A 14,022-nucleotide genomic window follows, 5' to 3' on the forward strand; every position below is an offset into this window, starting at 1 on the left:
CTCCTCCGTTTTTTGCATTGCCGGATTGCGCATGCAAAAAGTTTGCCAACGACTTCAATTCATCATTCGCCTCTTCTACATCGGTTCATGTTTACGATACTCATTGGCGATCCATTGCTGCTCTTCGATCATCTCCTTCGGAATGAATTTCGCTTATCCCTCAGGAATGTATCAACCTTGAGAGAATGCAACCTCATATTAAATTGTAATAGCAAACGCCATGCGCATAATTTTTACGTTGCACGAGGAATTTTTTTACGACTTTGCTCTTAGCCGCTTCCAATAACGTTAATAAAAAAGAACCCAACCAATTTGACGTTGGTTGGGTTTCTCGCATTATTTGGCCGATGTATGCAAAAGTCTTGCTTTCCGCGCTTACTCGCCCGTTATCATGTCCAGCTTATCCAAAATCCGGAACAGCGCCATGGCCGCCTCGCCTCGGGTCGTCTTCGCTTTCGGAGCGAATTCACTCGGGGAAACCCCGATCATCGCCCCTTCCCCGTAGACCTGTTTCACCGCTTGAAGCGCCCAGCTCGAGATGCCGGAAGCATCCTTGAACGGCAGCTCGGTATCTTCATTCAAGGTCACTTTCAACCGTTCCAAGAGTCTGGAGATCAGGACCGCGAGCTCTTCTCTCGTGACCGGATCGTTCGGCCTGAACTTGCCGGCGCTGCCTTGAACTAAGCCGTAGGAAGCCGCGGCCTGCACGTAAGGGAAGTACCATGCGTTCGGCGGCACATCCATAAATATTTGTTTCTTCTCCACCTGCGGCAGCTCGTTTCCAGCAACCGATTCAAGCGTTTCCGCCCACAGCTTGGCGATTTCGGCCCGGGTGACGAATTGGTTCGGTACGAACTTGCGCTCGTTCACGCCGTCCACAATATGCCGACTGGCCAACACTTCTACGGCATCCTTGCTCCAATGGCCGAACAGATCGTCGAACGAACGGCTGTAGCTGAGAACGGCGTATTTGCCCCATTTTCGTACGTTGGCCGTAACGGTTCTTGTCGACAAATGCGAGATACTGCTATTGTAATGCCATTTTCCACCCTCATGACGGTAAATCCCCAGCTTGCGAAAATCCGGAATCATCCGATCGGAAGCAAGCTTGATGCGCAGCTCGATCGGCTGAGCAGGCGCTTCTCCTTCGGAGGAGATTTCGTAAGAATCACTTAACGAGCTGAAGCCTGCGGGCAATGGAGCCGTTTCCTGAACTTTGCGGATGAGCAGTTTCGTCCCGGTCGGTAGGGCCCCTTCCGGCAGGACGAGCGAGACCTCTCCGTTAAAGAACGAGTGGGTCTGTGCGCCGGCGGCGACGGTAACGGTCTGTTCGTTCGCAGGCAGCGCAGGAACGGTTGGAACCGGTCCCCATCCGCCGCCGGGAGGCTGGGAAGGTTTCTTCGGCGTGCCCGTGACCACAACGCCGCTGGACGCTTCGCCGCTAACATCCACAACGATGATCCGCGCCTCATATACGGCGTCATTGTCCAAATTCATAAGCGTGTAAGTTCCGATTCCTATCCCGATCTCGACCGGCTCGCCGTATTCGACTGTCCCTTGCTTGCGCCATGCGATCCGGAGCTTGCTCGCATTCGCGCTTTGCGGATCGTTCCAAGTCAGGGTAAGCCGACGATCTCCCGACACGACTTGGACGTTCGTTACTTCCTCCACGACGCTGGACACAGCTTGAACGGTCTGATCGAAGTCCGTCTCCATCGGGCGCTCCGCGTAGCTTTGCGCGAGTTGGCCGACCCAGACGCGATACCTGCCGCCGATCGTCAACGGCGAGCTCGGCGTAAATCGGAACGTCCGCGCGAGCTGTACGCCTTCGCGGCTCGGGTCGGCTTGCGGTACTACCGGAACCACGCTGCCCGCCGCCTCTGCAGGGAAGCCGAATTCATCTACTTCGTCCGGGATGTAGACCTTCACCGTCGAAGCGCCGAGCGTCGTCACCGTCATGTACTTATCGAAGGTGATATCGATTCCTTTCTCCGTCGCTTTCACATTCGAAACTTGCGGCGGCGCCAAGGACACGAGGCCGACGTTCACGTCCAGCTGCGGCGGCGGCACCGGCAGCTCATCGCTGAATGCCGCCACGTAGCCTTCCTCCTCGTAGAGAACCTTCCACAGGCCGACCGGCACATCCCAGCCGTATCGCCCTTGGCTGTCCGTCGTCAATGGATTTTCCTGTTCGAACCAGGCGGCATCCCATACGGTCCAGTCGTCTCCTACCTTCTGAAGGATCGTCGTCGTTACGCCTTCCAGACGATTATCCGGAACGGCCTCGTAGACGTACCCGCTCGGATCGATAATCCAAGTCGGGTCTGCGATCAATTCCTTCTTCCGATCGTTATCGTCATCGTCTTTCTTTTCGCATTCCGCATCGTTCTTGATGTCGTTAATGAAATCGTTCAGCCTCTTATCCTTCTGCATGTCGACCGCCGTAGCCAGCACCATATTGGCGACGGCTAGACCGATCGCCCCGCCTACGCCGAAGCCTGCGAACGCGCCGATGCCCGTGAAGGACAGCTGGACGAGGTTGCTTACGACGAAGTCGCGTCTCGCTGCATCTTTCAAGTAGTTCGCATAATCGCGATAGGCCGGATAGACGATCGAATCGCCGCTGCAGCCCGCCAGCGCTTTATCCACTTTGTCCGCGTATTCCGAATACCCGAGCGCCCCGTTGATCGTGCTGTACAAATCCGAAAGCGCCAGACCGCCGTCGACGGCCGTCTTGCCGAATATCCATGCCAGCTTCGCCGGCGTTTCGATCCCTTGCGCGCCGATTTGCCCCGGATTCAGCTCCGAGTCGGGAATAATCGCCTTGATCTCGTACTCCAAGTCGTTGCCGACGATTCTGTGGTTGATTTCGAACCCATACACCGGCGGACCGCCGTTCACGACTGCCGCGGCTTCTTCATCGGTAGGCGTGTATACGATATTGCGGACGACGATCGACGTGTTCAGCCTTAAATGCGGGTTGCCTCCGATCAACAGCTCGGTACTCGTCTCCGTCGTATTCGGATCGCCGTCATTGTAATCGACCTTACGCACGGAGGCGTCCCTCCACGGGTCTGGCATCGATGCACGAACCTTGCCCGGATCGATCGGCATGACGGCCGCGCTCGACCATGCTTTCGGCGCTACGTCGTAAGAGGCGTAGATCCGGCCCGGCGTAGAAGAGTAACTCGAGCCCGAGCTCGCCAGCACGGATGTGATCGTCCCGGTCGGAGGCGCGTTGCCGCCTCCGGCTTTCGCCCCGTTTTCCGCATAGATTGTCAGATTGGACACCCGCGAGCTATCGTTGAAGCTCACATTGAAGTTGAAGGCATAGCTCGGCACGTACACGTAAGGGAACTTGCTTCCCGGCGCGAACGTGATCTGCCGGCCGTCCTGCTGCTTCATCGTCACGCTGGTGATGCGCGGCCTGTCAGGGTCATAGACGACGAAGGCGGCAGGCGAGATTGCCGGATCCCCGACGTCCCCGGAAGGCGTCTGCGCTCGCAATGCATGATGGGCGCTGCTTCCTCGATCCGGCAACGTCACCGTCGTCTGCCACAAGCCCGTCGAAGAGGCGGTCGTCTCCGCCAGCAAATCCGACGAATCATAGATTTGCACGTCCGCTCCGGCAGGCGCGCGGCCGTTGACCGGAACTTGCCGCGTCCATACCGTGCTCGGGGCGGCGATCGTTACGTAAGGCACTTGGAGGACAACGTGACCGAGCTTCTCTCGCTTCGGAACGCCCGCAGCCTTGAACTCCGCCCACGCCTCGGCAGCCGCTGTCGGCCAATCGGCATGGTCCCCGATTCGAACCTTGTAGACGATCGAGCCTTCGACCGGACCCGCCGGCGTCTCGCCCAAGCGTACCTCTACTTGGCCGGATCGTTCGGAGACGATCGGGTCCCCTGGGCCTTGGACGGCATTGACGGCAACGCTGTTCGCGACGAGTGACGCTCCTTCCGGAATGCCTAAGAGGAAGACGAGATCGCCAAGCGCCTGATTGCCGGCATACTTGTAGCCAGCTCGCAGCGTAACGGTCTGTCCCGGTCCCGTCTCGTATTTGCTCGCGGTCAATTCGTTGCCTTCCCGACCCCGGAAATACCCTGCGGCCGTCGAATCCGGCGACGGCAGGGAAATCGATGCAAGCTCAATGACCTCGCCATTTCGGACCACGACGTTGTCGCGCACGACCGCGTTGGCGCCAAGCCTCTGCAGCAGCGCATTGTAGTCCCTCATCCATTGATAATCCCAGTGGTACACAAGCGTATAGGTTCCGTCGTCGAGATTTCCTGTCGAGAGGGCTTCGGATTTCGACGAGGCCGCTTTGACCCACGACTTGCCCTCCGGACCGGATCGGAAGACGTCCACCCATCGCTCCTTGCCTTCCTGCGCCTGCGCGAGCTCGTCGCGAACTAGAGCGTCGACTCTCCCCTCCTCCGTCAAGCGGATTTCGGCGGATGCCCACGAATCGTTGTTCAGCACGACTTCGACGCTGGCGGTGCCGAGCCCCGCTTCGTACCCGTCCGCGGTAATGATAATCCGGTCTCCCGGTTCTCCGTCAGGTATCGCAATCTTGGAAAAGGCGTTGTTCGAATAGCTGATAGACGTATTCTTCGATTTTCCTACTCGGCCCGTATTCCGAATGTTGAGTCGCAAATGAACGGCGACCCGCCAATCCATATCCATCTCGAACGCCGGATGCCCGATCTTCTGCGTGTACACCTTCAGGGAAATCGCCTTCTGAGCGAACAATTCCATGTCGAATGTGCGATTCTCGCCATTCCCGAGCGGAGTGTCCAGCTCGAAGTTCTTGGACCCGGTATTGCGGTGGGACACGAACAGCCTCGTCTCGGCGCCGGCGAAGAGCTGGATCGCATAGTTGCCGTTCGAATCCGACTGCGTGAACCGAACGATCTCCTTGCCGTCGAGCTTCTGATAGACGGTAATGGCGGCGCCGGCAAGCCCCTGTCGTTCGTTCGTCGCGATGCTGCCTTGCAGCGCGGCGACCGGACGCTTCGGCACGGTGATGACAACCGTATCGTTGTCCGGAGTCAACAGCGTTCGCACGGGCTCGACCGGGAAGTACCGCTCATCCGCATCGACCTTCAAGGTTACCTCCGCTCCTGAAATCAACTGATCGTACATCGAGGCCGGCGCAGGAGCTCCCGCGTTCCGATACGTCCTCGCCCATCCGTCGCCGCCGCTGATTCCGACCGCGATGCCTCCGTTCAGCACGACGCCTGCGCCTTCGACCGGGTTAGCGGAATCGTCGAGCACCCGAACGTACAGCGGAACGGGAAGATTCGGTTTCAAGCTGATGTCGGATGTGACGCCGCTGGATACAAGGACTCCCGTCTGCTCCAGAAGTACCGCTCCGGTATGCGACAAGATGCGAACGACATAATCGTCGGCCGGCGCGAGCATAGGCAGCACGTACGTGCCCTTGCCCGCGGTTGCGGCCCTTCCTCCGCTCCGCTTGGACGGGCTCCATGCCGTTACGGAGCCCCCGTTCAGAACGCCGCTATTCGGCTCGTCAACAGGATCGACGACGATCGTTACGGCTAGCTCCCCGCTGAGCGGCAACGGCAGTCCCGTCGCTGCTTGCGAGTCGTTCCGACTCGTGCCATTCGCCAGAACTCCGGTGATGGAGACAAGCTCAATAACGCCCTCCGGAAGCGTATACGCGCCACGGTAGATGCCCAGGCCTCTCCCTTGGGAATCCTTGTCTTCCGTTAATTCGACCGAAGTCGCGACGGGCTCGCCGTCGCCGCCTTCCGTCCGATACGCGACGACGGCGGAAGCTTGAACCCCGGGATTGCCGGTAAGAATAAACTTCAGATCCGCCTCCCGGACGAGCAGGCCGTTCGCATCCTTGACGCCCTGCCATCGGAAGCTCGCAATCTCCAAGAGAATAGAAGCGAGCGTCCGAACGGTTACGGCTGCCGACGGAGAGCGGTTGCCCGCCTGATCGACGGCCGTTACTTCATAAGCGTACTCGGTGTCTGCCGTAAGGCCTTGGTCCCCATACGACTCGCCGGTCAGCGCGGTAACGAGGACAACGCCATCGCGCTTCACCTCGTAACGAACGGCGGATTCGTTCGATGGAACCAGCCATGAAAGCTGAACGCTAGTCGGCGTTTCGGAGACGCCTGCGAACTGGAGCGGAGCTCCCGGCGGCGTCCGGTCGACGGTCAGCGTCCGCGGAGCGGCTTCTACGCTCGTCATTCCGTTCGCCGTTGCCCTGGCGGTAATCGCATAAGCACCTTCCTGCGGCAGCGCAAGCGTCGCGCTGAAGCGGCCTGTCGCCGCATCGGCAGCGGCGGTGCCCGCTTCCACTGCCGCTCCTCCGCCGATCCGATATCGAATCGCGATTTGCGACCCGGGCTGCGCGGTGCCGGAAATCTCGATCTGGCCGGCGTTCGTGAAGGCCGGAAGCGGATCGAGATGCGGCGCTTCGATTCCGACATCGACCGAGAAGAACGTTTCCGCCGGCGCGAACGAATGCGGACCGCCTTGGAACGTCAGCTTCGCGCGGTAAGCCCCGCTCGGAAGCTGCATCGGCAGCGTATACTCGGCTCCGAAATACGTGCTCCCGCCTTTCAGGAGAGGAGCGCGAGTATTTCCGAATCCGAAGTCCCCGTTCGTCCACATCTGTTTAATAACCTCGTCGTTCCATCCGGCTTCCTTGAAATGGTCGATCTCCGTTCCTTCCGGATCGTAAAGGGTTACGAACGGCGCCAGTTCATCATGGTTCTGCGCCGTTGCACCGCCGCTTTGGACCGGCATGGAAGAAGGCGTATAACCGCCGTTTTCGAGATTCAAACCGATGGCGGCAGCCACGAGCCGGTTATCGCGGCTGTCGCGGATATCATGATGGAACGTCACGGTGCCTGCTTGCCCATAGCTTTCTTTGTCGGTTGCGATCATGGAGCTGAAGGCGTCGTCCATATCCCATGTCCAGGTCTGCTTCGGCGACAAAGCAATGGAGCGTTCGAGCCAATAGTCCCAATCCCCGTCGAAACGATGGTGCACGAGCGCGGCTTGGGCGGTGTACGTGCCCGGCGTTACGTACAGCTCTCTGTTGACGACCTTAGAGGACGATTCGCCCTCATCTTCGTCGTAGACGCTGCCGACATATTGCGGATACAGAATCGGCGCGTAAGGAACGCCTTCAGGATAAAGCGCTGCGCTTGGAACGACATATTCGGGCGTCCGCTGCGAAGACGCAGGACTCGCGAATGCAAGCCGGGCCAAGTCCTCTCCGCCTAACAGGATCGTTCCGTCTGCCGGAAGCTCCGAAGGCAGGCGGACTCGTTTCGTGAGAAAATATAGATCTTCCGGATCAGGTGAATATTCGGTTTGAAAACGATGTTGCTGCGAGTAAGCTTGGAATGTATATTCTCCATTCGGAAGCCACAGCGTTAGCGCGTCGGGAAGCGAATCGTCCGAATCGCCGACGAAGGACCAATCATATGCCGCTCCGATGCCGTCATGGCCGACCACCGTGAACGACATCGCGGATAACTCGGAAAATTCCTCGCCGAGATGATCGATCGGCTTCAGAACGACCCGGTTCCAATCCAAATCCTCGGCCGAAGCCACGAGGGAAACCGGAGTGCCCTCATAAGCGAAAGGCTCGAACCATACGATTGCTTCCTGTTCGCCGGAAGGTCCGTCGGGATTCGGACTGGTACCGGTAATCAAAGCCCCGAAAGTGCCCTCCGGATCCCAATATAAGTCTTGAAAAGCCGCAACGCCGCGAATGTCCGTATCGCCATAAGCCTCAGGCATGAAGTCGAACGAATCCCCGGCGTGGACGACAAGTCGAACGCGGGCGCCGACCATCGGATTGCCGGCTCGATCGAGAACCTGAATCGATATATCCGGATCGAAGGGCTCTTGCTCAGCCGCCTTCACCTCGACCGCGAACGGCGGCGTTTCCGTAATTCCCGTATCTTCCGCGGATAACGGTCCGCTCGCCAAGCTTGCTTTCGCATAGTACGTGCCGACCGGCAGGTTGAACGGAATGTCCCAATACGCATTGGCGTAATCCGTACTTGCGGACAGACTTATGCTTCTGCTTCCCGGAACGGCATTCCCTTCGGCGTCTTGAACGATGAACGTCGGGCGTACCGAGACGGCATTCTGGTTCCATGCTTCGAACTGGAGGCTGGCCGGACGGTAGACATATGTATCCGCCGGTTCCGACGGCTTCGGCTGCGGACGGACCAAGATCGAACCGCCGGCAGCGGATACCCCGGATGCCTCGTGCGAGCCTAGCGGCTGAGACGCCAATCCGGACGTGTAGTTCTTGTACGGATCGAGGAAATAGATGTTAAAATAAGCCGATTCGCCTTGCTCCCTAACTCCATCTTCATGAAAGATCGGGCTGTTCTGTATCGTACCGCCCAGCGGCGAGCCGTACACGACATGGCGCTCCTCGCCCGGTTGAAGCTGCAGCTTCGGCGTAACAAGCGTCCATACATATTCCTTGTTCGCGCCCTCGTCCGGCACGATCGCGTCGATCTGGGCGATATATTCGCCAGGGGTCACCGTCGCTTTCATCGCCTCCGGAACCCCTTGGATGCCGATGAATGCGCCGTTCCCGTCCTTCAGCAGGAAGCTGGCGGCCGCGAAATCTCCGGACATGATGCCAACCGTGCTTACTTCATCGGCTTCGGGATGAAAAGCTACCGTATGGGTGTCGTTCGTAATATCGATGTTCTTATGAACGAGGAAATAATACGAGTCTGCGTCCACGAGACGGATATCGTATGTCCCTCGGCTCAAATACAATTCCGACTCGCCTTCGGCATTCAATACCGTCATCGGGATATCGGATACGTTGTCATCGTATGGGACCGGCTCCCCGGCACCCTCATCGAGCAGCTCGAACAGAATCAACGCGCCGGCAAGCGGCTCGCGATCCGTCTGAAGTCCGGAGATGGACATCCGCTGCGCGTCCGCACCCGTGAAATGGACGTTGCCGGGCGCGCGAGCCGTTCGGTAATAGAAAAATGCAGGGTCGGAGCCGCGGGCCGTCACCAAGAAGTCGTTACCGGATATCGCATCCGTTCCCGAGATGACCGCCTTCCCTTCCGTATCCGCCTGCCCTACCCATATGCGCTCGTACCAGGAGTAGGATTCGCCGGTTTCCGAGTCCACCTCTTCGACCCGATGACTTACCGTAATTCTCGCTCCCGCGGCCGCGGTCCCATCGGGTTTATCTACTTCGATCTCGAATCCGCCGAACGTGCCGTTCGCGATGTTTAGCTCCAGATAGTCGTAGGTATAGTTCTCTTCCGAATAATACAAATCAACCAATAGGGTGTACCTTCCGTCCTTGTACTGGGCCGAATCCCATTGGAAAGCGATAACGCCGCTCTCGGGGATCTCCTCCCGTTCGACCTCTCCGAGCAAGATCGGCACGCCTTCGTCGGAATCGTAAGCGCTGAGGCTGAACACGACCTTCTGCGTCTCGGCAATGTTTTGTACGCGCACGACCGTATTCACTTGTCCTCGAACGAGAAGATCGCCGCCCGACTCCGGCGGGACGGGTTCGAGGATTTCAATATTCGTCCAAGGCTCGCTGTCGCTGTTTAACGTTTGAGCCATATTCAGAACGTAATAATGATTCTCGCAAACTGTCCCCCACCAATAGGACGTGCAATTTTCAGGATAATCCTTCTCCCCAACATCAAGCGCATAAGAAACTTTCTCCACGCTAACGTCCGGATGGACGGAGCGATATAACGCGGCGGTGCCGGAAGCGTAGGCCGCAGCCTGCGACGTTCCGCTTAGCTCGCCGTATCGGTTGCCGGGCAGCGTCGACCAGATGTTGACGCCCGGCGCGGTAATCGTAGCGCCCCGGTTCGAGAACGACGCCGGATGATGCGCCGGATCCGAGGCCGCTACGGAGACGACGCCGGGCAAGGAGGCCGGATAGAAATCCTGAACATACCCGCTGCCATTGCCTGCCGCCGCAATCACGACGGCGCCCCGGTCCAACGCATACTGAATCGCGTTCGCAAGCGTCTGCGGAAAATCGGGCAGCCGCGCGCCCAGACTTAAGTTAATGACTTTCGCGCCATGGTCCGCAGCCCATTCGATGCCTCGCGCAATATGGTACACCGTTCCGATTCCGGCGGCGTCCAGCGCTTTAACCGGCAGAATCTTAATCGGGAAGTTCCCGGTTACGCCGGCGATGCCTTGCGGTTCTTCGTCGCCCCACTCGTTGCTGACGTTCGCCGCAATGATCCCCGCCACATGCGTACCGTGGCCGTTGGCGGAATCGTCTTGCGCCGCGCCGGAGGCTTCCGAGTCCGTAATCGCGTTGTAACCCGGAAGCACTTTGCCGTCCAAGTCTTCATGAGCCGCTGCAACGCCCGTGTCCACGACAGCCACGATCACCTCGGCGGCTTCGGATGCGACAAGGCCCGGAATATCATCCGCTTCGTCCAAGTATCCGTTGCCGTTAAGATCGTATTCGTTGTCTTCGCCGTTCGCCGCTTCTTGGAACAATCGCCAGAGACCCGTTTCCCACGCCGCCGCAGGCGCCAGCTGATCCCAATCGAATGCCCATTGTTCCCCGTATTTGCCATCCGTCGGCGTAAGCTTCTCAAACATCGATTGCGAAGTCAGCCGATAGTTCGGCTCGGCATAAGCTACTCTCGGGTCCTTGTTCAATTCGGCAAGCAGACTCTCCATGTTCGTTCCTGCCTCGACTTGCACAAGCTGCAGATCGTCGGCGGAGCCCCCATCCTCGGTTGCAGCCAGGTTACTGCCCCTCAACAGAGAGGAGCTGTCCTTGAAGCGGACGATAATGTCCCCCGACTCGCCGCCGGAAAGCCGTAAACCGGCTAGCGGGTCTGTAAGCTCAGGCTTAGGCTCTTCTGCCGGAGGCAGCTCTTCTGCCGGAGGCAGCTCTTCTGCCGGAGGCAGCTCTTCTGCCGGAGGCAGCTCTTCTGCCGGAGGCAGCTTTCCCGGCGGCGGAGTCTCTTCCGCTTCCGGCTCCGGCTGCTCAGAACTAAACACTTCCTTCAGAGCTACGGCCAGGGCTTCCTTCATCTTGTTCTCGTCAACCATCTGCACGGAGGAAGCGCTTTCAGCGATCCCGACCGCCGGCCAAGTTTGCATGATCAACGACAGGATAAGAATGCCCGCTAAACCTTTGCGCTTCATCTTTTTACGGTTCGTGTTTTGTTTCATCGTCATATTCAATCCCTTTCCAACTAAATAATGGGAAACGTATGATACGATAAGTATACCAATGATACCAATCGTATCACGTATAAATTAGTAAAAGCTACACTTAAATTAAGTACACATCCTTTTCGTCGGGCGAAAAAAAAGACGCCTATGCAGAGCAAGGCGTCCCAGTTCATTGATATGATTTTCAGCCGTTTTTTAAGTCCGTGCATTTTCCTCTTAGAAATGGTTTATGGCGACAAATCCAAGGTTTTTAGAAGAGTTAAAGGCTGTACTATGGGCTAAACTAATTAACTCGAAATTCCCTAAAGACTCCATTGACTCCGCTCCTTTCGGAACTTTGTCTACAAGGCGGTCACGTCATGACTACCGGTTCGATCCTTCCGTTGCCGATCCGCATGCGATCTATACATAGCTGACGGTGGCCCGGCTCAGCGTCTCCGATGATTCGGCGATGGTAGACGATAAACCATTCGTCAGAGTCCGGCAAATGCAAATAGCCATGATGTCCGGGGCCTTCCGCGATCGGCTCCTGCCTTTCCAGAATCGTGCTCTTATTTTCGAACGGTCCGAACGGGTTGTCGCTTACGCCATATGCCACACGGTAGGTTCCGTTCGTCCACCCCCCCATCGACCACATGAAGTAATACAGTCCGTCCTTCTTGATCATGCAAGGTCCTTCCACATAACCCTCCGGCGTAATGGAGAGGAACACTTCGCCGCCGTCCTCCGTCAATGGAATAAATCCGGTCATCTCGTCATTCATCCGGGCGACGTTGCAATGCCCCCATCCGCCATAATATAGATAGATCGTACCATCCTCGTCTTTGAACAGATGAGCGTCGATCGGCTGCGCTCCGTGAATAAACTTATCTACCAACGGCTTGCCTAGATAGCCTCTGTACGGCCCTTCCGGGCGATCCGCAACCGCGATCTCCAGCCCGCCGATTTCATTGTCCGATTGAATATCGTTCGATGCAAATACTAGATAATACTTGCCTCCGTGCTCAATATGGGTCGGTGCCCAAACCGCCCGCCAAATCCATGGAAAAGCGTCCATGTCGATGATCCCTTCGTGTTTGTCCCAATGGATCAGATCCTCGGAACTGAACGCGTCCAAATTCATCTGCTGCGTATACTCCGTGAACGATCGGGTCGCGAATATCCAATGTTTTCCTTCATACGTTCGAGCCTCAGGATCTGCGTACCAGCCAGGTATAATCGGGTTTTTTATGTCCAACGCCAAACTCCTTCCTTTCCTTGTCCCTTCAGTCCGGTCAACGTCAACGCAACCATCGCCGAAGCCGATAATGTCTCATGAACGATCCTCTCCTTCATATTTGAATGTTCTCCTTCTCGGGCTCTCATTTTCAGACCTCAACTCTACTCGTATACTTCTTCGGTTTGTAATTCTTCCCCTTAGTTTACAATATCCTGTAGTGCCATGTTATTCAATTAACCTGCCCCGTCCCTTGGTTTTAACGGTTTATCTCACGTAAACTCAGTCATTCGCAGCATTTCGTCACCCTAAAGTGCGTGGATCGTTATGAAAAGAAGTCGACATTGAACTCGAGACCTACCGCAACGTATGCGCGTGCCGAAGCATCCCGCGGACGACGGCTTCGTCCAGGCCGAGGCCGGGACCGCGGGGCGTCTTCATGACGCCGTCCTTCGCCTCCAAGATCGGATCGAAGAAGCCGCCGGTTTCCGCGACGCCCGATTTCAGCTCCTGGAAGGCGCCGAGATTCGGGATGTACGAGGCGAAGTGGAGCATGTAAGCGTACCCGAAGCCGCTCGAGATGTGCGGCGTGACGGGGATGCCCTTAAGGGCCGCCATGCGGGCGACGCGGGTCGTGCGGATAAAGCCGCCGTTATATTGCAGATCCGGTTGCACCACCTGCGCCGCATCGTGCTCGACGACCCAGCGGAACCGGCGAAGGCTCGTCTCCTGTTCGCCGAACGCCAGCGGAATGTCCAACGCGTTCGCGACGGCGAGCGTCTCCTCAAGATGGTCGAACGGACAAGGCTCCTCATAGAAGAAGGCGCCGATCTCTTCGAGCAAATGGCCGTATTCGATGGCGAAATCCGGGTCGTAGGAGCCGTTCCCGTCGGCGTGGATGGCGATCTCGTCGCCCAGCGTCTTCCGCGTCAAGGCGATCAGCCGCTCCGATCTGCCGGACAACGAGTCCGCGTTGCGGCTCATCCGACCGCCGATTTTGAACTTCACGGCTCGGGCGCCGGTCGCCGCCATTCGACCCTGCAGCACCTCGATCTCTTCCTCGGGCGTCGTCCCCCGATTCCCGCTGGCGACATAGATCGGCACTTCGTCCCGAAGGACGCCGCCCAGCAGATCGCCGACCGGACGCCCTTCGATCCGGCCGAGCAAATCCAACAGGCTTGCTTCCACCCAAGAGACGCAGCACCAGAACGCGAGACCGGACAGCTTGTAGTTATTCTCATACCCGTATACGCCGTCGATCAGTCGCTCCAGCTCCCGCGCGTCTTTGCCGAGAAAGTAAGGAACGATAAGCTCCCGGAGCAGCGGATGCAGGTACAAGGCGCGGTCGCTGGCGACGGCGATCCCTTCGGCGCCGTCCTTCGAGCGGGTCCGAACGAAGTACTGTCCGTGGTTAAACAGAAGCTCGATGGAAGCGATGACGACGGGCTCGGCGATCCGAACGCGAAGCACCGGGGCGTTCGCCGCCTCCTCCAACCGCGCCGCGTCGCCCCCCTGCCCGTCGCTCGCGAGCGACGGGTCCAGATACAGATAGGAGAGGTCCCGATACATAGGATTCATTAGAGTCGTTCCCTCCT

3 protein-coding genes are annotated in these 14,022 nt (G+C 57.8%); all 3 read right to left on the reverse strand.

From position 1 onward, the window contains the following. Positions 1 to 375 precede the first annotated feature (375 nt). Positions 376 to 11,214, reverse strand: a complete 10,839-nt coding sequence (locus FE782_RS00375) for a S8 family serine peptidase (RefSeq protein ID WP_158299185.1) — start codon at positions 11,212 to 11,214, stop codon at positions 376 to 378. A 349-nt stretch (positions 11,215 to 11,563) separates the two neighbouring features. Continuing rightward, on the reverse strand, positions 11,564 to 12,448 hold the full coding sequence (locus FE782_RS00385) for a glycoside hydrolase family 43 protein (RefSeq protein ID WP_138191378.1): 885 nt from the start codon (positions 12,446 to 12,448) through the stop codon (positions 11,564 to 11,566). 336 nt (positions 12,449 to 12,784) lie between these two features. Beyond that, the gene (locus tag FE782_RS00390) at positions 12,785 to 14,005 is read right to left on the reverse strand and encodes a mandelate racemase/muconate lactonizing enzyme family protein (RefSeq protein WP_138191380.1); all 1,221 of its coding nucleotides are present in this window, start codon (positions 14,003 to 14,005) and stop codon (positions 12,785 to 12,787) included. Positions 14,006 to 14,022: the final 17 nt, after the last annotated feature.

The organism is Paenibacillus antri (assembly GCF_005765165.1).
Lineage (GTDB): Bacteria > Bacillota > Bacilli > Paenibacillales > YIM-B00363 > Paenibacillus_AE > Paenibacillus_AE antri.

Coding starts and splice junctions, on each gene's coding strand:
- FE782_RS00390 (WP_138191380.1), bottom strand. CDS start 14,005: ATGAATCCTATGTATCGGGACCTCTCCTATCTGTATCTGGACCCGTCG.
- FE782_RS00375 (WP_158299185.1), bottom strand. CDS start 11,214: ATGACGATGAAACAAAACACGAACCGTAAAAAGATGAAGCGCAAAGGT.